The sequence below is a fragment of the candidate division WOR-3 bacterium genome (assembly GCA_039801365.1).
Lineage (GTDB): Bacteria > Hydrothermota > Tepidihabitantia > Tepidihabitantales > Tepidihabitantaceae > JBDRUN01.
The window spans coordinates 18,645-38,754 of record JBDRUN010000001.1 but is presented as its reverse complement, the minus strand read 5'-3'; the positions used below and the strand labels follow the sequence as shown (position 1 = coordinate 38,754).

Below are 20,110 nucleotides of genomic sequence, written 5' to 3'. Positions count from 1 at the left end.
TGAGCTTGGTCCAGCTCGAAGTTTCGGAGGTTGAGTCGGCACTGCGTGTTCCGCTAGCTCTTTGGGCAGTAGTCGCTGTATTCGCTCGCCTCCACGCTTCAGCTCTGCTAGGTTCAAGGCAGGGTAGACAGACCGTTGGCTTGACACAGTTGGGCGGTTGTCTAGTATTGTATCTGTAGCTGGCATCCGTCACCCGGAATCCGGGTAAATCGGGAACGTCGGCTTTTGAGTGCGGAGGAGTCCGGAACGCGGTTGCCGGGCCTGGCGCCCTGATTCACGGTGCCGAGCGCTGGAGCACCAATGTTAAGAAAGGCAAAAACATGAAATGGATCGTTATGCTGTTTGCGGCCGGGCTGATTGTCTCGAGTCTGGCTCAGCCTGATACGGCAAGATGGGTCAGCCACTACAACGGTGTTGATGGTTGGTTTGCGTTCCAGGGCCCGCAGCGGGCGATGGACTTAGACCCGTCCGAGTTTGGTCTCGCCCACCCAGTCCAGGTTGAATCACTGAAAACATGGTGGTACTGGGGCATGGGTTCGTGGACCGATTCAGTATTCACCTTCAGGATCTATGGCGGCGACGGGCAAACGCTGCTGTGGGAATCGGAAAGTCTGACCGCGCCCAGAACCTACTGGACGCACTACGGTCTTGCTCAGCCAGTTAGAATTGACACCGGCAAGTTCTATATCGCCACGACGCACAGGCGGGTTGACTCTTACGCCCACCCGTACGTGAACGTCGACAGTTCGAGTCCGATTCACAGCTTCTACGGTACGCCCGGAAACTGGACCCGGGACAACGTCGGCGAATTCTGCTTCTTTGCGTTTGTGCGGGAACTTGGTACTGGTGCGAAGGAGGGCCGTTGGACCGACCCGGCCAGAGAACTGCCCGGGCCAACTTTTGCTTGTAGCCGGATACTTATTCCGGGCAGGAGCCGGATGGCGCTTTTTGATGCCCTGGGGCGACGGCTAGGTGAGTTTGTGCCGGGAGAGAACGATGCGGGAAATCTGCGTGCCGGGACATATTTTGTAATTGGACAAGGACGTACGACTAAGGTGGTACTGACCGGCAATTAGGCCTGCGGCTGATTGACAAGTATGGTTCAGGGTCTATCCTGAACTAGCCAGAGGAGGAAACTTGAGAAAATCTTTGGTCCTTGCGGTCTGTCTTGTCGGCATTGCTGGGACCGCGTCCGGGACAGCATTGCTCGGTCGCACCGGCTCGGTTGTGAAGCCAATGCAGTTGCTGGCTTGGGTGAACTTCGGGTACAATAAGTCGGCGAGAACGTACAACTGGGACAGTGCCAGTTATGTTACTCCTGCCGGATTTCTGCCCAGAACGACCGTCAGTGCCGATGTAATTCTGGGACTGGGGCTCGCTCGGCGGCTCGAGGTCGGGGCCGTGATGCCTTTTGCGGCAAAGCGACAGGGCGAGTATAGCTCAAGCGGGCTCGGTGATGTAATGCTGAATGCACGGTACGCGTTCCTTGCGAACCCGTTGTCACCGGTAAAGGCGGCACTGGCGCTTGGGGTCAACTTTCCGACCGCGGGTAGGGGCCAGTTGTTACCGATTGGTGATCGAACGACCGACGTCGGGCTGGGCTTGTGCGCGCATACGGCGCGGCTCGGTCCCCTAATCGGCCATGCCCGCGGGGCATACTGGTTCAATGGCAAGACCGACAGCATCATCAAGATTGGGAACATGTTCGAGTACGTTGTCAATTTTGACTTTGTGCTGTCGCAAGTGCTCACACCCCAGGTTGCGCTGTCGGGATACATGATCGGACAGAACTTGGTCAGGGGTACGCCGGTGGCGCACACCGAAGTGAGCCAGCATGTGGTCAATGCGTTGCTTTTGGTCAAATTGGCGCCAAGTCTCGTTTTTCGACCTAAGGTCGCACTACCCGTGTACAAGCTGTCCAGGGGCGGGAGTTACCCGAATTTCTACGTTGGTGTCGACGTCTGGGTGGTTGTTCCGTAGGTATTGGGACTGAACGCCGGGGTAGATAGTTTTGGAGCAACTGTGAGATAAGAACGAGCGGAAGTTCTTGGGTCAGAGGAATTGAAATGTACTCGTGTAGCGACGGGGGTAGTAGTGTCTAAGGTCGATAGGTGTTGCGTTTAGGTCTGCGCAATTGGGTGTTGCAATGAGCCGATGCAGAAGAATGGGCCGGATAAGCCGGCCGGCTGTTGCTGTGGAGGATAGCCGCAACGGGTAAGGCGTCGGGTCAACGATTCCAGGTAGCAGTGTTGGACAGGGTCAGCCGTATCGTTGACGTCAATATCAACCGGCTGACCGAAGGGCTGAAGGTGGTCGAGGATGTGGTTCGATTTGGGCTTGAGTGCCGGGGTTTGTTGCGTAGCGTGCGGGCAGTGCGGACCCGGCTGGGAGTCGAGACCCGAACGCTGCGCCGTATCGCAGTTCTGAGCCGCAGGAGCGAAACAGACCTTGGCCGCGGTGACCGGTTCGATCGGACAAAGCGAGGTAGTCTTGAGGATGTGCTGTTTGCCAACTTCAAGCGGGCTGAGGAGGCCGCCCGGGTGCTTGAAGAGGTGCTCAAGGTTGCAGCGCCGCGCGCCAGCGGCCGGTTCAAGGCAATCCGGTTCCGGCTCTACGACTTGGAGAAGCAAGCGCTCAAGGTAAGTCAGAAATCTGATGCCAGGAGTCTGAAGGCAGGCGTCGCGGCCCGTCCTTGACTTTGTGAAGGTCGGTTCTATACTGGCGCCAACCTCGGAGGAAAGATGCCCAAAGATGAGAAAGAAGCCGCACTCGGCAGCGCCCTTGGACAAATCGAGAAGCAGTTCGGCAAGGGTTCGGTGATGCGCCTGGGCGACTCTCACGCCCGGGTTCCAGTTGAGGCTATTCCGACCGGTTCGCTCGGGCTGGATGCCGCACTTGGCATCGGTGGCGTGCCGCGGGGTCGGTTTGTTGAGATATTTGGCCCTGAAGCCTCAGGCAAGACCACCCTGGCGCTTGAGCTCATCGCACAGTGCCAGAAGCTCGGCGGCACCGCCGCGTTTATTGACGCCGAGCACGCAATGGACCCGGCTTATGCCGAACGGCTGGGCGTCGACGTTGAGCAGTTACTGGTGTCCCAGCCAGACTCAGGCGAGCAGGCTCTGGAGATCGCCGAGATTCTAACCCGGTCAGGCGGATTGGACCTTTTTGTGGTTGACTCGGTCGCCGCGCTCGTGCCCAAGGCGGAAATCGAGGGCGAGATGGGCGACGCATTTGTCGGGGTCCAGGCGCGTCTCATGTCACAGGCTTTGCGCAAACTTTCGGGTGTTGCTTCCAAGTCCAAGACCTGCGCAGTATTCACGAATCAGATAAGACATAAGATTGGCGTGATGTTCGGCTCGCCGGAAACTACGCCCGGCGGCCTGGCACTGAAGTTCTACACGTCGGTGCGGCTTGACGTTCGCAGAATCGCCGCCATCAAGAAGGGCGAGGAAGTAATTGGCGCACGCACCCGCGTGAGGGTAGTGAAAAACAAGCTGGCCCCGCCGTTCCGCCAGGCCGAGTTCGACCTTATCTATTCTGATGGCATCCTGCGGTCTGGAGAGCTAGTAGATATGGGCGTGGAACAGGGCATTCTGGGGAAATCAGGGTCCTGGTACACCTTTGGCGAGAAGCGCATTGGCCAAGGTCGCGAGGCGGCCATTGAATATCTGAATGAGAACCCGAAGGACGCCGAGAAAATTGAAACGGCCCTGCGCGAGAAGCTCGGCATCCCCAGGCCCAAGTCCTTGAAGAACGAGGGCCCGGCATCCGAACCATCAAAGAAGAAGTAGGCTGGGGATGTCCCGGAAAATCCGACGTGGTGGCCAATAGCCAGGAGGCGCCGAGCCACGGAGACGCGACAACATCGGCGGGTGATTTCGGAGATCAGAAGGCGGCCAGGAAAACCAGGCCGCGTGCAGGTTTTTCTCGACGGCAGCGACGTCCTGAACCTGAGCAAGAAGACCGCTGAGAATTTGGGGCTTGCGGTCGGGCAGGAACTTTCGGAACAGGAACTTGAGCGTATCAAGCAGGATGATGAACTTCGCCAGGCCAAGGAGTACGCGGCGCTGCTGCTGTCATACCGGGCCCGGACGCTTAGGGAGTTGCGAAGCCGGTTGCTCAGAAAGGGTTTTTCGGAAGCGGTAACCGACGCGGCAATCAGGCGACTGGCGGAGTTGAGACTGGTGGACGATGCGAAGTTTGCCCAGGACTACGCTGAAGCGCGTATTCGGGCTGCGGGCCGCAGCAGGCGGCTGGTGAAGGCTGAACTGACAAAGCTCGGAGTGTCCCGGCTGGAGATAGAAGCAGCCTTACGGGATGCGCCGGACGAGGCGATTGCCGCAAAGGAGCTGGTCGCCAAGTATGCCAGGCGCTATACCGGCCTGGACGAGAAGACACGAAAGAAACGGCTCTTTGCACTTCTCGCTCGCCGCGGGTTTGCCTATAGCACTATCTCGCAGGTGCTTGAGCTCGAAGAAGACTAGTCGCGGTACGGCAAAGCGCCGGGAATCAGAACTTGTCGCCCGAAACTCCATTCCCTGGCTGCGCGATGAGCCCGCAGCAAGTCCATGACCGCTGACACAGGTCATTAGTTATCAACCACACCAGACGATTAGAAGTGGTTCTAGGGGCTAAGCCGGGAACTCCCCGGCACTTGCGTCGGGTCGGTGATTCTGGCTAGAGGTCGGTTTCGTCCGGTGCCGGGATGTCATCGAAGGGCGACATCCCGCACTCCGGGCAGATTTCTTCTTCCCGATCCCAAGTGGAGCCACACTCCGGACAGCGCAATTCGCCCCGGCGGACCCGGAGTCTTGGGGTCTCGCCCAGCTCGGCGTCGCACTCAGGACAGGTCTGAGCGTCGGCCGGGATTTCAGCACCGCATTGCCAGCAAAGCATCGCGCCTCCTTGTAAGCACTTCTTTGTCGTGACGACATTATACTTGTGCTATCCTGACGTCAATGCCCGGGTTTGCGCCGGGAATAAGGGCTGTTGTCTCTGAAACCCATACCTGACCCATCCCCTTTGTCCAGAATCGAATTGACCAAGTTGTGAACCGGCAGGAACCAACTCTTGAAGGTGAGGCAACGCGTTCTCTTGACTTGGCGCGCACGGACGATACTCTGTTCGGCAAAGCGCGCAGCAAGTCTAGACACCTTTGGTCGCGTGGTCTGTCTTAAGCGCAGCGGTATCAGTGCCTGGTCTTCTGCTTTCGAAAGGAGAAAGATGTCACAGTACAGAAGATTGAGTCGAACCGCGGTCACGGTCTTGTTTACGCTGACACTTGTTCCTGGATGTGGTCCGAAGGGAGCTACAGTCACCGCGAAGCAGTATCTACCCCCGGCTGAGGCGGTCCGACGGCTGGTTGAGGAAAACAGCAAGTTGGGTAGCGAGGTGGCGACATGGAACGAGTGGGTGATAGTCAGGGACCGGAGCACCGAGAGCGGCGATATGCCGGCGTATCTGATGCGCTGGGAGAACGGAGCGTGGAAGACGATTGCCTCGACAACCGAAGGTTTCTGGTACACAGCCGATGTTCAACCGTACATTCCCAATCTAACACCCGAGGGGGCGCACTCGCTTGGACTGATAGATACTAGACTCCCGCTACCTGAGGATTGCCGAAAACTGATTGAGGACAATCCGGGCTGTCGTGTGTCAATCTGGAACGAGTGGGCGATAGTCAGTTCAGCGGTCAGCGAGAAAGCGTCCGCTCACATCCTGCACTGGACTAGCGGAAGCTGGAACACTGTTGCCTCGGACAGCACCAAGGCAGGATTTCAGACGGTGGAACAGGTCAAACCGTACATTCCAAACCTTACTCAGGCTGGCGCGGACCAACTGGGGTTGACGAACGAAAGCGGTGTTGTCCTTCCCAAGGGGGATGAAGACGAATAACCCTCCGGCGAAGTAGGGTTCCTAGTTCAAGGTCGGGTGGCCCCGGGTGAATCCACCGCCGCGCGCTTGGGCCACAAAGATGTGACGGCGTTCCTCGCAGTTTTCCGGGCCTGAAGGCAAGTCTTTTTATTGCCGGAGACACGCGGTCGGACTTCCTGAAGGGCAAGCGAGACGACTTCTGGCGATGCTTGCCATTCCACGGCTCTGACCAGTGATTCAAGGGCGGTCAGTTGACTGCCGCGGCGCATCCCGATAGACTTGCCCGTGGCTGAGCGAACAGAACTTGGTGAAAAGCCCCGGCCGAAACAGCAGATTGCAGTCCGGATGCTGCGTGACATTGCGCTGATCGTGGTTGGTTCGGCAACGGTGGGCTTGGCCTACGACCTTTTTTTGATTCCGCATCAGGTCGTGCCGGGCGGCGTCGGTGGCATCTCAATGATCGTCAATCACTTCTTGAACACACCTGTCGGCCTGGTCGTCATCATTCTGAACATTCCGTTGTTTCTCATCGGCATACGCACCATGGGGCTGGGCTACGGCGTGAAGTCGGTGCTTGGCATCGTCATCTCGTCCGGTTTCATTGATTTCTTCCGATACGTCGTGCCGGTCGGCTCGGCGACCACGAGTCCCCTGCTGGCAACCATTTTCGGTGGCATCATGCTTGGGGCGGGACTCGGACTTGTGCTCCGCGGGGGCGGCTCTACCGGCGGCACCGACATCGTCGGTCAAGTGATTGCCCGCGGCACGGACCTTTCGACCGGCACCGCAATTCTGATAGTTGACGCCATTATTATCGCTGCGGCTGGGCTGGCGTTCAGCAATATTGAACTATCTCTGTATGGCTTCGTGAATCTCTATCTCTCAACCCGTGCCCTTGACATCGTGCTTGAGGGTCTTAGCTATACCCGGGCGATGTTCATTATCTCGGACCGTGGCCCGGAAATCGCCGGTGCCATTACTACGACGATGAACCGGGGGGCCACGCTACTGACCGGCGTCGGCGCCTACACCGACAGTCCGAGGCCGATGGTCTACTGTGTCATGGCCCGACGTGAAGTAGGCCCGATCCGCGACCTGGTGCGCAAGATTGACCCGCGTGCATTCATTACTATTACCGACGTCTATGAAGTGCTGGGAGAGGGGTTCAAGCCGAGAACATAGGATACAAGACAGCCAAGACATGGGTGGCAAGTACGGAGGGTTGAGCCAGGGGCTGTGTCGAGACCAGAGTCGAATCCGGCGCCTTCAATTTTGCTTGCTCCCCAGCAACGCTCGTGAACCTTATTCAAGCTGATGAGAATAGGATTTTACCAATTCTGCCCGTCATTTCACAATCCCGAGCTAAATTTGGCGCGTATTGCCGCTGCGCTCGGCCACATCAAGGCCGACCTTATAGTTCTACCCGAGATGTGCACCACCGGGTACCTTTTCTCTTCTCGCGAAGAGCTGCTTCGGTTTGCCGAACCGATTCCGGATGGCCAGTCCTGCCGATCAATGCTTGAGCTGTGTCGTCGAATGAACATGGCGGTAGTCTTCGGGCTGGCCGAGCGAGCTGGCGACCGGATCTATAATTCGGCGGTTCTCGTCACTGGCTCAGGCGAAACCGGTGTCTATCGCAAGGCCCACCTGTTCGCAGACGAGAAGGATATGTTCGAGCCCGGCAATACGCCTTTTCCGGTGTTCGACGTCGGCGGCGTCAAGGTCGGGATGCTGGTCTGCTTTGACCACTTCTTTCCCGAGGCCGCCCGGGCCCTTGCGCTGCGCGGGGCCCAAATCATCTGCCATCCGGCAAACCTCGTGCTTGACTATGCCTTTATGACAAGCACCTGCCGCACGATTGAGAATCGCGTTTTCTGGATTCTTGCCGACCGCACCGGTTCGGAGAAACTTACTGAACGTGAAATACGCTTTGTCGGCCGCAGCCAGATTGTTGCGCCTAGCGGCAGGCTGCTTTACCGGGCCGGAGCGGATACCGAGGAACTCCCGGTTGTCGAGATTGACCCGCGTGAAGCGCTGGACAAGATGGTCACCCCGCGCAACCACCTGCTTTCTGACCGCCGTACCGACCTGTACTGAGGTCTCTTTAGTTGGCTTGTGGCGCGGGCTCATGGTCCTTGTGGGAATGTTTGCCTCAAGTCTTGGTAAACTTCGAAGAGCCCCAAACCTTATAATGTTCGATTGGTAGCACAGTTAGGGGAAACCAGGACGAAGCAGGGAACGGAAATAAAAAAGATGGTAATGACTGCCCAAGGGTTCAGGTGGCGTGACTCTGGGCTCAAGGTACCAGCGGTGCCTGTTCGGCCGACACTGATTTCAGGTATTTTGTACCTGCTGTTGCAGACCATGGCTAACCGAAGCATTTGTAGGCTGTTAGAAATATGTCGCGCCACCTTTGCTTGTCGCACCGACTTGACCAAATCGCTTGCTCCCAATATAATTAGTGGTGCAGCAATCCGAGGGAGCATTCCACCCCTCTCGCGTGCTGTCCGACCGGTACCAAGTCATTGTCTTTATTGGGGGCGGGGAACACACCGAAGTTTACAAAGTTAATGACTTAGTCTCGGGGCAGGTCCTAGCCATGAAGGTCCTGCGCGAGGACGCGCCGAAAGAAGCGGAGTTGCGGCTCAGTCGCGAGTTTTACCATCTGTCGCGTTTTGACCATCCTGGAATCGTCCGTGCGATTGACTACGGCACGACTCAGGAGCGCCGACCGTATTTCACAATGGAATTCTTCGATGGGGTGCCGTTGAATGCGTACTTTTCCAAGGGGTACACACCTGAGCTGGAACAGGTGACGGTTCAGATACTTGCCGCCCTGGACAGTATCCATGCGCAGGGTTTGATTCACTGCGACCTAAAGCCCCCGCATGTGCTCGTTACCGACCACGACGGTGGGCCAAAGACTAAGCTGCTCGATTTTGGGTTTGCCGAGCAGATGAGTCTGGCTCACTCGGTCGAGCCACGCGGCACTTTAGGGTACGTGGCACCTGAGGTGTTCAAGGGCACCGAGGCAGACGCCCGGGCTGATCTGTACTCGCTCGGGATGGTATTGTACGAAACTGTCACCGGAAAGGGTCCTTTGACTGAGAAGGACCTCAGAGCGTGGTTGAGGAGGCAGTACTACTCTGACTTCGAGCCAGCCCGCGTGCACGCCCCTGGTATTCCCGAAAAGTTTGAAGCATTTCTCATGTCGCTGCTCAACCGGGACCCGGACCGACGTCCGCGTTCTGCCAGCGCGGCGATTGAGGCACTGACCGGCAGCGCCTCATCCACGGCGGTTGGCGGCTCAGTGAAGTACCTGATGGCGCCGAGCTTCGTCGGCCGTGCCGATACGCTTGTTCAGCTCAGCTCATTGCTGACCGGGACCGCACAGGGCAAGTCCGCAGTGGTGTGCGTGTCGGGTGAGCGCGGTGTGGGTAAGACCAGGTTGATGTCTGAGTTCAAGTTCATGGCCCAGCTCGAGGGAGCGACGATCTTCGCATTCGAGCCAGCATCACTTGGCGCGCGGCCGCAGTCCCTGATTGAGTCGCTGCTCGGGTACCTGCGGGTCTATGCCCGGACCGACCTGCCAGCATCGGAAGAGGCAAGCCTGTCCAGCATCTCGGAAGAGGGCAAGTTCCGCCTGTTTGAACTCGTGACCCAGCGGCTGCGCGAACTGGCCGCGTCACACCGGGTCGAGCACAGCCTGGTTCTGATTATTGACGATTTCGAACTCTTTGACCCGACCAGCCTGGAGTTTCTTCGCTACCTTGTTTTCAGCCTGGGCAAGGACCGCATTTCGGTCTTTGTGTGTGGGCTCAAGGAGAGACGGTTCCTCGACCTTGTCGCCGAGCTTGAGAGAACTGGTTTCCTGACTCACATCACGCTGCCGGGCATGAACCAGATCGAGGTCCGGCAGCTTGCCACTTCGCTACTGGGCGAGGCCGGCCGTTCCGACGAGCTGACGGCGTGGCTGATGCAGACCACGGGCGGCAACCCACTGTTTATTATCGAAACAGTTCACGCGCTGATCGAGAGCAAAGTGCTCGTCATGCGCAACGGTCGCTGGCAGCTTCAGAGCGACGAACTTGTTGCGTACCGGCCGCCTGAGACAGTGACGGATGTTGTGAGGCGACGGCTCAAGAATCTGACCGAGGAGGAGCTCGAAATCCTCGAGGTCGGTGCGGCTGCCGGCGCGCCGTTCTCGCTCGAGTTCCTGCGCGCGGTACTGCCCTACGACGAGAAGGTGCTGTTTAACGTGCTTGGCCGGCTAAAGGGGCTGGGGTTGCTGCGGACGTTTGCCGGTGAGGGCATGGCATCCTTCATTCTGTCCTCGAAGATTCTTGAAGCGGTCGTTACCGACCGGCTGCCGATTGAGCAGCGGCGGGAGAACCATCGTCGCGTGGCACTGGCACTGGAGCTGCTATATCCCGAGAAGCAAGACAAGCTGATATTCGACCTAGCGTACCACTACACTCAGGCCGGGATTGCCGACCGGGCCTACGCGTACTCGGTGCGAGCCGGTCGCCGGGCCCGTGAGTTTCAGCTTTCTGAGCAGGCACTCGGATTCTACGAGACAGCGCTGTCACTGTCACCCAAGACGGCGCCGGCCCGAGAGCGGGTCGAACTGATTCAGACAGTCGGTGAATTGCGTGAAATCACCGGCCGCTATGCTGAGGCAATTGATATCTACACCCAAGGCATGGGCATAATCGTCGCGGATAAGGAGCTCAGTCGGCAGAAGGAGCTTCTCGCCCGGTTTCTACGCAAGCTCGGGCTTGTGTACCAGCGCCAAGGCAGAAACGACGAGGCATTGAATTACTTCAGCCAGGCGCTCCTGATGCAGCCGGACAAGACCGGCGCGGACTACGTCCGGATCCTTGCAGACTTGGGGTGGTCTTACTGTTCGCTAGAGCAGTTCGATCGGGCTGAAGACCTTCTGACTCAGGCGCTGCAGGCAACCGAGAAGCTCAAGACGCAGGACCAGGAGTCGTTCAATCAACTTTCCGGCCGGACCCTCTACTATTTTTCGGTGCTTGCCTGGTCGCGCTCCGACTTTGTACTGGCGCTGCAACTTGCCGAGCGGAGCCTCGGGATATACGAAGCGGTCCGCGACGGCTACAATGTCGGCAAGGTAAGTCAATTCATTGCAACCTTGTGGTGGCGCCGAGGAGAACTCGACAAGGCAAGAGAGTACTACCAGCGCTACCTCCCGGCTCAGCGCAAGTCCGGTGACGTCTATTTCCTGCTCCGAACACTGCAGGGGCTGGGAATCATCAGTCAGGACGAGGGCGAATGGGACAAGGCATATGATTATTTTGAGGAGGCGCTGCGTCTGGCCGAGCGAATGGGCGATAGCGCGGCGATTGCCTACCTGAATTCCAACCTGGGCTCGGTTTCGGACGAACGGGGCGACTGGAAAGAGGCTGAACGTCACTTCAGCCGGGCGATGGAGGGGCAGGTTCAGGAACTGGCCGGCTCCGGAGCAGACCGGGCGACGGTTCTTGCGAACATGGCCCGGCTTAAAGCAAGAACCGGGGACCTGGACGAGGCCGAACGCCTCCTGGCTGAGGCAAGTAGGTTGGCTGAACAGGCGAAGAATCCGGATGTCAGTTTCTATGTTGCCGACTGCCGGATTCAACTGGCGCTCCTGAGCGAAAAGCTTGATGCCGCCCGGCGCAGTATTGTCGTCGCGTTCGGGCTAGCCCGCCAGGAGAAGGACTGGCGCAAGCGGGCCTCGCTCTTCACGCAGGCCGCGCAGCTCCGCCTGGCAGCCGGTGACTATGGCCGTGCGCTCACCGACGCTTGCCGGGCACTTGTTCTGCTCGGCGAGTACCCGTCCTCCAAGGAGTACGCTGTGGCGTTGCGTTTCTCCGGACTGGCCAAATGTTTCACCGACAAATGCGAACGTGGCACGCAGGAGATAAGGCGCAGTATCGAGCTCCTCAAAGGCCTCGGCTCAAAGTACGAACTCGGTCTCTCGCTCCTCGCTTCCGGTCAGGCTCTGACCAAGCAGAGCCGGGGCGAGCAAACGGTTGACCTCAAGATGCCAGTCTCATTCCGACCAGTTCCGGAGTCGGAGCTATCTGAGGCGCTTGCGAACCTGCGGCACGCCGAGGAAATATTCAGGAGTCTCGGCGCCCAGTTCGACCTCCAGCGGGCCGAGGAACTTACCGAGGTCCTCACTCAAGTTGCGGCAACGATGCAGCTCAAGGCGCGGGAGCGGGGCGAGTATCTCAAGGTATTCTACCGACTTAGCGAGCTCATGAGCATGGGACTTGATAAGGACGACTTCTGCGACCGGGTGCTCGACCTTATTGTCGAAGTAACCAAAGCTGAGCGTGGAGTGTTGTTTCTTTACCAAGGCACGAAGCTTGTACCAGCCGCGGCCCGCGGCGTTGACCACGCCACAGTTGATGACGCTATGTCGGTCTCCCAGTCAGTATTGCGCAAGGTCAAACGTCGGGGGGATATTGTTTTCTCGGCCGATGCCTTCTCCGACCCACGATTCTCGCACGCCAACAGTGTGATGCTCAACAAGATCCGCTCGCTGCTATGCGCACCCCTCAAAGTTGAAAACCGGGTAGTCGGTACGATCTATTTGGACAGCCGGATTACCGCGCACCTTTTCCTTGAGGAAGACAAGAACCTCCTGATGTCGGTCGCCAACCTCCTTGCGGCAACGATTGACAAGTCGCTGGCATTCCAGCGCCTGCAAGAAGAGATGTCGGCGATGCGTGAGGATATCCTTGTTGACGCGGCAACTGGGTATTTCCTTGGCCGCTCCAAAGCAATTCGTGATGTGTACCAGATCATTGACCGAATCGCACCAACCGACTGCACCGTACTCCTGACCGGTGAAACAGGGACTGGTAAAGGGGTACTTGCACGGCTGATTCACTCCAAGAGCGGACGCAAGGACCGTGAGTTCGTTACCATCAACTGCGGTACCATGCCCGAAACGCTTCTGGAGTCAGAGTTGTTTGGTCACGTCCGGGGTGCGTTCACGAGTGCAGTCAAGGACAAACCTGGACTGTTTGAAACCGCGGAGGGCGGCACGGCATTCTTGGATGAGGTTACCAACACCACACTCAGCACCCAAGGCAAACTACTCCAGGTCCTAGAAGAACGGACGGTCCGCCGGGTGGGCGACACCGAGACCCGCCATGTTGACGTCCGGCTTATCTGTGCAACGAACAAAGACCTTGCGACTGAGGTGGCCGAAGGACGTTTCCGGCAGGACCTGTACTACCGCATGAACGTGGTGTCAATCAAAGTACCGCCGCTTCGTGAACGTACCACCGATATTCCTCACCTGGCGAACTTCTTTGTCAAACGCTACGCCCGGCAACTCAATAAACCGGTCGTTGGCTTCGACGAGAGCGTGATGAAGGCCTTTCTCAACTACCAGTGGCTGGGTAATGTGCGCGAGCTCCAGAACGTTATCGAACGCGCCGTCATAATGACGCAGCGACGCCGGATCGCCCTCGAAGACCTGGGTAGTGCGTTCAGTGCGACCGACACCGAAACTGAGCCTGGCCCCGGGCATAAACGCCGCGCGTTCGACCGGGACCAGGTTATTGCTGCGCTGAAGGAGACCGACGGAAACGTCACCAAAGCCGCGGAGTTACTAGCAACGCACCGCCGTCAGTTGCAGCGGCTGATAAAGCGCTACCGGATAGACCGGTCAATCGTCTTGGATAACTAGTCGCACACCTTGCGACGATAAGCTTCGCAGTAGCAACTCATTAGTCATACTGGGCACTGCCCAGCAATCAAACTGCGACATTAAGCAGTTGTGATATTAGTGCGACACTGTTCTAATACATTGCCAGTAATAGACTTAGCACAGCACGGGTTTTGGTATTGGTATTGCATTAAGATGTCGTGATAGTGTTTCTGTAACTTTCGCCAAACGGAGGTGTAACTATGGACGGATATCCGATTCCCCCGAAGCCGGGGCCACTGCCGGATCCGCCGTCGCAGGGCTAGGCTACACGCTGTGCCTGTCCCAGATGGTATGGGACAGGAAGGAAGGCCGGTCTTTAGCGAGGCCGGCCTTCCTGATGTGAGTGCGACCGTTACGGGCGTCTTGCCAGGAAGGTTGTGTCGTGGGTGCGCATTTCATGACTGTTCGGTTGGGTTCGTGAGACTACTTCGGGCCTTGGGTGCCGAGACCCTGGCTGGGGCTTTGGGGGTTGTCCCGGATTCCCGGTTCCAGACGCCGGGGTGTCAATTATTGCGGGTAGCAACCCGCCGGCATCTTGCGCCGCTACCTTCTTGGCTTGAACCTAATTGGGGGCCGCCGCTTGTGCTGGATCCAACGTTTGTCTGTCTTCTGAAACTGGGGTCGTTGACTGAAAAGGACGACCTCGTATAATCCAAGTATGAGAGAGACGACCGTGGAGGACAGCGGCTTGCTGCTGCTTTGCCGAAAAGGCGGGGTCAAGACTTCGCATGGCGGAGAAAACGGTCAAGGTTCCCGAGGGCGTAACGGAACCCGTGCTTCGGATACCCGACCCAGGAACAAGACGGTTGCCACCAACCGCAAGGCGTTACGTGACTATACAGTCTTTGAGCGGGTCGAGGCGGGCATCGAACTTGCCGGTACGGAAGTCAAGTCCTTGCGTGCCGGTAACGTTTCGCTTGACGAAGGCTATGCCGCGGTTGAGCACGGCGAGGTATTTCTGTACGATGTCAATATCGCGCCCTATGCCCAGGGCAACGTATTCAACCGTGAGCCGAAGCGCCGACGGAAGCTGCTGCTGCATCGGGATGAAATCAGACGGTTGTTCGGCCGCACGACACTGCGGGGCTACACACTCATTCCGCTCCGGCTTTATTTCAATGCCCGGGGCAAGGCAAAGGTGGAGCTGGCGCTGTGTCGCGGTAGGAAGTCTTACGACCATCGCGAGCAGTTGCGACGGCGGGCGATCGAACGCGAAGACCGCGCAGTACAGCGGTTGGCGAAGAGAAGGTGAAATGGGGCCGACGCCAGAAAATCGGAAAAGACACTGCGAGTTCCAGTTTCGACAAGAACAAGAATGGGTAGGGGCTTGAGGGGCGGAACCATAGGTGTCTCGGTATTCAGTCTGCTTCTTTTGGCTTCTTCGGTATCCGGAACCGGTATTAGTGTCTGCGGACAAGATGTTCCGGTGTACCGGCTGGACGGTACGGACTACGTGGCGCTGGCGGCGCTAGTTCAGGCCTGCGGTGGCCGTTTCTGGCGCGTGTCAGAGGAAACTCCGAACGGTCCGGTGCGGCGGTTCGTGGCGGTATTGTCCGCAGGTTCGGGCGCAGAGTACGTCTTTTGGGCCGAAAGTACGACGGTGCGTTGTGCGGACCGGGAGATCCTTCTGCCGCTGGCGCCAAGGCTGGAGGATGGTCAGCTCTACATCCCGGTGCTGACGCTCGGTGCAATTCTGCCCGACCTTGCACCGAGTCTGCCATCGCTTGTGCTTGCTGGCGTGTTTGGGTCTGGCGATACTGCCGTGGCAAGGTTCGGAGTGCAGGGCTCGGGCGCGAGGGATGTTACGACCCGGTCTGCGTGGCACGGTGAGGCAAGGTCCGGGCTGGAGTATCGGCTGGCGGTCGCCGCGAAATGCGACTCGCAGACAGAAGTACAACTGGGGCTGTTGCCAATTCTTGCCGGCAACGGTCTGCTCCAGTCAGTCCAACTGGAACCAGGAAGTAGTACAGTCCTAGTGTTCACTTTTCGCCGGCCAGCGAACGCCAGTGCCGCGGCTGACTCGACCGGGATTGAAGTTCGGTTTTGGCCAAAGCCGGTACGCCGGGTTCGCCGCATCGTGCTCGACCCGGGGCACGGTGGCGAAGACCCTGGGGCGGTTGGAACCGCCGGTACACTTGAGAAGTCAGTGGTGCTGGACGTGGCAAAACGGGTCAAGCCCAAACTCGAGGAAGCCGGGTATGAGGTGCGGCTGACGCGCACGGACGATGAGCTGGTGACGCTTTCCGACCGGTCGAAACTTGCGAATGAGTGGAAGGCAGACCTGTTTGTTTCGATTCACGCTAACGCCGCACCGAACCGTCAGGCCTGCGGGCTGGAGACTTACTTCCTCTCCGAAAGCAAGTCGGACTGGGAACGAGCGGTTGCAGCCCGCGAGAACGCCGCACTGGAGTTTGAAGCGACAGACTCAGTCGTGATGAGCGATGAGCTGGAGCTCATCTTGACCGACCTGGCACAGAATGAGTTTCTCTACGAATCGAGCGAGCTGGCGGCGAGAATCCACGAGCAGACGCTGCCCCTGGCGCGGGTGGCAAACCGTGGCGTCAGGCAGGCGAATTTTTATGTGCTTCGGAATAACTACATGCCCGCAGTGCTCGTGGAATGCGGATTTCTGACCAATCGGAGTGAAGAGAAGCTGCTGGGTGATGCCCGTCACCGGGAGCGACTGGCCGAAGGTATCGCCAAGGGCATCGTTGAGTTTGTCAAGGCGTACGAGCGACGGGTAAATGGTAGCTGAGGCACAACCGACGGTCCGAAATCCGAGGGCGGATGCGCCAATTGGAGTCTTTGATTCAGGTATCGGCGGGCTGACCGTGGTGCGGGCACTGCGTGCTCTGTTGCCAGCAGAAAGTATTATCTATTTCGGCGATACTGCCCGCGTGCCATACGGCACGAAGTCGGCCGAGACGATTACGCGGTTTGCGCAGCAGGACGCCCGGTTCCTTGTTACCCGAGGCGTGAAGCTGATTATCGTCGCGTGCCACTCGGCATCATCGGCGGCACTGCTTGAATTAAGGCGGAGTTTGATGGTGCCGGTCATCGGCGTGGTCGAGCCGGGGGCGCGAGCTCTGGTAGCAGCAACTAGGAGCAGCCGGGTAGCGGTCATTGGCACAACGGCGACAATCCTTTCAGCCGCGTACGAGCGGGCAATCCGGGCGTTGCGGCCGGACATTGAGGTTGTCGCCAGGGCGACGCCGCTGCTTGTGCCGATGGCTGAGGAAGGATGGGGAGCGGAGACACCGGCCGACAGTCGGCAGTCAGCCGCCGACGCACTCCGGACAAGGGCAGCAGAGCTGGTCTGCCGGTACTATCTCGGAGGGCTCGTGGATGAGAACGTTGATGCGTTACTGCTCGGCTGTACACACTTTCCGCTGCTGGCCGGCATAATTGCTCGGGTCGTAGGCCCAGGTATCCGGCTTGTGGACGCTTCGCAGGAGACGGCGCGTGCCGCAGCCCAGCTTCTCCAGGATAAGGGGTTGCTCGCGCCGACCGGGCCGTCCTGGCTCCGCGTCTACCTTTCTGACCTCGCGCCCAGTTTTGAAGTCGTCGGTACCCGTTTTCTTGGTGCGCCACTTGGCGAGGTAACAAGGGCATCGGTCGGAGACGGACAATGATCAATCCTCAGTTCCCAACTTATGATGCCAAGTCGTCGGTCGCGTTACGAAATGACGGCCGCAGGCCGGATGAGATGCGTCCGGTGGTGCTTGAGCTTGGCTTCCTTGCTCATGCCGAAGGGTCGTGTCTGGCAAGCGCCGGGAATACAAGAGTGCTGTGTGCCGCAACGGTCGAGCGTCGGGTTCCGGCATTTCTTGTCGGCACCGGTCAGGGCTGGGTAACGGCTGAGTACGCACTTTTGCCACGTTCGACCCACGAGCGGACCGCACGCGAGTCCGAGCGGCCGCGGAGCCGTTCCGCAGAGATAAGGCGGTTTCTGGGTCGCGCGCTGCGGGCAGTGTGCGACCTTGAGGCACTCGGTGAGCGGCAGGTAATTGTTGACTGCGACGTGTTGCAGGCGGATGGCGGTACGCGGACGTTGGCTTTGACTGGCGGCTTCTGTGCCCTGGTCCAGGCGTTTGGCTGGCTTCGGAGCCGTGGAGAGATCGAGCGCAGTCCGGTTATCGAGTACGTTGCGGCAGTGAGTCTTGGCAAGGTCAGGGACGAGCTGCTTGTTGACTTGGCCTACGATGAGGATTCGCGGGCCGATGTGGACCTGAATCTGGCGATGACCGAGTCCGGCCGGATTGTGGAAATTCAGGCAACGGCTGAGGGGATGCCGTTTACGGTCGAGGAGCTGAGACGGATGATTGATTTGGGCGGCCGCGCGGTTAGTGAGCTCATCCGGCGGCAGCACGCGGTACTGGGCCAGTGAGGGGGAATCATTACGCCAGACCGCGGCCGCGAGCGTGATGTGTCGGACACAGGCCAACTGAAAAGGTTTCACCGGATCGCCTCGGAAAGGCTCTGGGGCAAGCGTCTGGATCAGTACCTTGTGCTCTCGGGGGTTGGTGTGTCCCGGACGCGTGCTGCCCGGCTGATTAGCGAAGGTCGGGTTCTGGTGAACGGGCAGCCGAGCAAGCCCGGATACCGGGTGAAACCGGGCGATGAGGTTTCGGCTGAGTTCGAGTTGGAGCCGGAGATTACGCTTGAGCCTCAGAGGATAGACCTCAGCATCGTGTATGAGGACGACGATGTTATCGTCATCAATAAGCCGGCGAAGCTGGTGGTGCATCCAGCACGGGGCAACCGTAGCGGGACACTGGTGAACGCACTGCTCTATCACTGCCGGAACCTGCCTTTGCGCCAGGATTCGCTGTCCCGGCCCGGGGTCGTGCATCGGTTGGATAAGGATACGACCGGTCTGCTTGTGTTTGCTAAGTCCGACGAGGCGTTGGCCGCGCTCGGGTACCAGATTGAGCATCGTACGGTTGTCCGGGAGTACCTAGCATTTGCCTGGGGCGATTTTGAACTCGACGAGGGCACGATTGATGCACCAATTGGCCGGCACACCATTGACCGGACCCGGATGGCGGTTACGCCGTTTGCGGCAAGGACCGCGGTTACCAACTATCAGGTATTTCGGCGATACGACATCTGTACCTATCTCCGTTTGCGGCTCAAGACCGGCCGGACTCACCAGATTAGGGTGCACTTGCAGCACATCGGTCATCCGGTAGTCGGCGATCCGGAATATGGTGGTCGGTCGCAGGCTGTTGTCCGGTTTCGACACCAGATGCCGATGTTTCGTGATATGATGACGATTATCAAGCGCCAGGCTTTGCATGCGGCCCGGCTCGGATTCAATCATCCGCGCACCGGTAAGTACGTAGAGTTTACCTCGCCCTTGCCTGAAGATATGGAGCAGTTGTTGCTTTATCTTGAGCGTAGTTTGCGACCGGGTCCTGGGGAGGTGGCGGACTTGACCGCGGCGGAATAAAGGGTATTACTTACTTATGGGGAAGTCAGAAGGCGTGAGTCAGACATCGGAATTGCCGACACCGGCGCACGTCGGCAGGTGCGGACTCGGGCCCGGGGTCGGACCGTCCGCGGGCAATATTGTTCGCTGGCTGCGCACCGCCTTCAGTTTTTTCGGACTGCTCCTGGCTGCCTGCCCAGCCGAACATGAGACACCGCCGGTCGTCCTGAAGCCACCGGAGTGGCAGGATGGCGAGACTTCGGTTTATGACATTATTCGGAACGATTCGGTGCTTTACCGGCTAACAAGCCAGGTGCGCTTCGATGAGGAGCTACTCCAGCCGGCCGGTTCGAGTAGAAGCGTGGTGCCGACCATCCGCTTGATAACCGTGGTCGAGACAGTTAGTGCGGATGAATATTTTGCTGATTCCGCGGTTGTGGTCATGCGTCGCGACAACCTTGAGCCGCTCCGTTCGGCGCGCGTGCTTGAGACTGCGATTGCCGTCTTTGACCTGGAAGCAGAATATGCGCCGGGCCGGGTGACGGTGACGAAGCGAAGCATTGACGGCACGCAGATGCAGGTACTGCCGATCCCGGCCCGCGCCTATGACAATGAGATGATCTCGTTCGTACTACGGGCCCTGCCTTTGGTGCCGGCCACGACCCTAAGCTTTGCGACGGTTGTGCCGATGGACATGCGTGTTCTGCCGGTCAAAGTCAAAGTGCTGGGCACCAAGGTGGTTACGACCGGCCTGGGCGATATCATGTGCCGGGAGGTGTCGCTGAGAATGCTGCGTCGGCAGACCCGGTTCTGGTACGAGCTGGCCGAGCCGCACCGCCTGGCCGGGCTTGCCAACCCGGAGAGTAAAACCGAGCTGAGACTCGTCAGCTACCAAGCTAGCAGCACGGCCACGGATACAGTGCGTTAGCTGATCGGCTCTGGCGTCTTGCGCCGGAGCGTCATAAGGTTCACCCAATCGTTTCAACCGTCTTGTTCGACAGCGAAGGGAAAGACGAGATAGAATGGTGAACTATGGCGTCATACCAATCGGACTGCATCGTGAGCGCTGGAATCAG

Annotated in this window: 16 protein-coding genes; 15 read left to right on the top strand and 1 reads right to left on the bottom strand. The window is 58.6% G+C overall.

Features of this window, described 5'->3' with window-relative positions; genetic code table 11:
• Positions 1–320 precede the first annotated feature (320 nt).
• The 5 genes from ABIL25_00150 (at position 321) to ABIL25_00130 (ending at position 4,484) form a co-directional block, all read left to right on the top strand.
• Positions 321–1,076: a hypothetical protein gene (locus ABIL25_00150; GenBank protein MEO0080692.1), complete on the top strand. Its 756-nt coding sequence runs from the start codon at positions 321–323 to the stop codon at positions 1,074–1,076.
• A gap of 61 nt (positions 1,077–1,137) precedes the next feature.
• Positions 1,138–1,980: a transporter gene (locus ABIL25_00145; GenBank protein MEO0080691.1), complete on the top strand. Its 843-nt coding sequence runs from the start codon at positions 1,138–1,140 to the stop codon at positions 1,978–1,980.
• A 269-nt stretch (positions 1,981–2,249) separates the two neighbouring features.
• On the top strand, positions 2,250–2,696 hold the full coding sequence (locus ABIL25_00140) for a thiamine-phosphate pyrophosphorylase (GenBank protein ID MEO0080690.1): 447 nt from the start codon (positions 2,250–2,252) through the stop codon (positions 2,694–2,696).
• Between the two features lie 45 nt (positions 2,697–2,741).
• A complete protein-coding gene (gene recA / locus ABIL25_00135) occupies positions 2,742–3,791 on the top strand; it encodes a recombinase RecA (protein MEO0080689.1) in 1,050 nt (349 codons plus the stop codon).
• Positions 3,792–3,914: 123 nt separating this feature from the next.
• The gene (locus ABIL25_00130; protein MEO0080688.1) at positions 3,915–4,484 is read left to right on the top strand and encodes a regulatory protein RecX; all 570 of its coding nucleotides are present in this window, start codon (positions 3,915–3,917) and stop codon (positions 4,482–4,484) included.
• Positions 4,485–4,677: 193 nt separating this feature from the next.
• Here ABIL25_00130 and ABIL25_00125 read toward each other — a convergent pair whose 3' ends face one another.
• Complete coding sequence (locus ABIL25_00125) at positions 4,678–4,896, bottom strand: zinc ribbon domain-containing protein (GenBank protein ID MEO0080687.1); 219 nt, start codon at positions 4,894–4,896, stop codon at positions 4,678–4,680.
• A 327-nt stretch (positions 4,897–5,223) separates the two neighbouring features.
• On the opposite strand from ABIL25_00125, the gene ABIL25_00120 reads away from it, so the two are divergent.
• The 10 genes from ABIL25_00120 (at position 5,224) to ABIL25_00075 (ending at position 19,962) form a co-directional block, all read left to right on the top strand.
• Positions 5,224–5,895: a hypothetical protein gene (locus ABIL25_00120; GenBank protein ID MEO0080686.1), complete on the top strand. Its 672-nt coding sequence runs from the start codon at positions 5,224–5,226 to the stop codon at positions 5,893–5,895.
• Positions 5,896–6,159: 264 nt separating this feature from the next.
• Positions 6,160–7,056, top strand: coding sequence for a YitT family protein (locus ABIL25_00115; protein MEO0080685.1), 897 nt, complete (start codon positions 6,160–6,162; stop codon positions 7,054–7,056).
• Positions 7,057–7,188: 132 nt separating this feature from the next.
• Complete coding sequence (locus ABIL25_00110) at positions 7,189–7,971, top strand: nitrilase-related carbon-nitrogen hydrolase (protein ID MEO0080684.1); 783 nt, start codon at positions 7,189–7,191, stop codon at positions 7,969–7,971.
• A 367-nt stretch (positions 7,972–8,338) separates the two neighbouring features.
• Positions 8,339–13,582: a sigma 54-interacting transcriptional regulator gene (locus ABIL25_00105; protein ID MEO0080683.1), complete on the top strand. Its 5,244-nt coding sequence runs from the start codon at positions 8,339–8,341 to the stop codon at positions 13,580–13,582.
• Between the two features lie 679 nt (positions 13,583–14,261).
• Positions 14,262–14,855 (top strand): SsrA-binding protein SmpB, encoded by a 594-nt coding sequence (gene smpB, locus ABIL25_00100; protein MEO0080682.1) that lies wholly within the window; start codon positions 14,262–14,264, stop codon positions 14,853–14,855.
• A gap of 63 nt (positions 14,856–14,918) precedes the next feature.
• Positions 14,919–16,358 (top strand): N-acetylmuramoyl-L-alanine amidase, encoded by a 1,440-nt coding sequence (locus ABIL25_00095; GenBank protein ID MEO0080681.1) that lies wholly within the window; start codon positions 14,919–14,921, stop codon positions 16,356–16,358.
• Complete coding sequence (gene murI / locus ABIL25_00090; GenBank protein MEO0080680.1) at positions 16,348–17,235, top strand: glutamate racemase; 888 nt, start codon at positions 16,348–16,350, stop codon at positions 17,233–17,235. Before ABIL25_00095 ends, murI begins: the two co-directional genes overlap by 11 nt.
• Positions 17,232–17,990 (top strand): ribonuclease PH, encoded by a 759-nt coding sequence (gene rph / locus ABIL25_00085; GenBank protein ID MEO0080679.1) that lies wholly within the window; start codon positions 17,232–17,234, stop codon positions 17,988–17,990. Before murI ends, rph begins: the two co-directional genes overlap by 4 nt.
• Positions 17,991–18,029: 39 nt before the next feature.
• Positions 18,030–19,055, top strand: coding sequence for an RluA family pseudouridine synthase (locus ABIL25_00080; GenBank protein ID MEO0080678.1), 1,026 nt, complete (start codon positions 18,030–18,032; stop codon positions 19,053–19,055).
• A 16-nt stretch (positions 19,056–19,071) separates the two neighbouring features.
• A complete protein-coding gene (locus tag ABIL25_00075; GenBank protein ID MEO0080677.1) occupies positions 19,072–19,962 on the top strand; it encodes a DUF3108 domain-containing protein in 891 nt (296 codons plus the stop codon).
• Positions 19,963–20,110: the final 148 nt, after the last annotated feature.

Excerpts from the sequence above, each read along its gene's own strand:
- ABIL25_00150 (MEO0080692.1), top strand. The coding sequence starts at position 321 with ATGAAATGGATCGTTATGCTGTTTGCGGCCGGGCTGATTGTCTCGAGT.
- recA (MEO0080689.1), top strand. The coding sequence starts at position 2,742 with ATGCCCAAAGATGAGAAAGAAGCCGCACTCGGCAGCGCCCTTGGACAA.
- ABIL25_00125 (MEO0080687.1), bottom strand. The coding sequence starts at position 4,896 with ATGCTTTGCTGGCAATGCGGTGCTGAAATCCCGGCCGACGCTCAGACC.
- ABIL25_00120 (MEO0080686.1), top strand. The coding sequence starts at position 5,224 with ATGTCACAGTACAGAAGATTGAGTCGAACCGCGGTCACGGTCTTGTTT.
- ABIL25_00110 (MEO0080684.1), top strand. The coding sequence starts at position 7,189 with ATGAGAATAGGATTTTACCAATTCTGCCCGTCATTTCACAATCCCGAG.
- smpB (MEO0080682.1), top strand. The coding sequence starts at position 14,262 with ATGAGAGAGACGACCGTGGAGGACAGCGGCTTGCTGCTGCTTTGCCGA.
- ABIL25_00095 (MEO0080681.1), top strand. The coding sequence starts at position 14,919 with ATGGGTAGGGGCTTGAGGGGCGGAACCATAGGTGTCTCGGTATTCAGT.
- murI (MEO0080680.1), top strand. The coding sequence starts at position 16,348 with ATGGTAGCTGAGGCACAACCGACGGTCCGAAATCCGAGGGCGGATGCG.
- rph (MEO0080679.1), top strand. The coding sequence starts at position 17,232 with ATGATCAATCCTCAGTTCCCAACTTATGATGCCAAGTCGTCGGTCGCG.
- ABIL25_00075 (MEO0080677.1), top strand. The coding sequence starts at position 19,072 with ATGGGGAAGTCAGAAGGCGTGAGTCAGACATCGGAATTGCCGACACCG.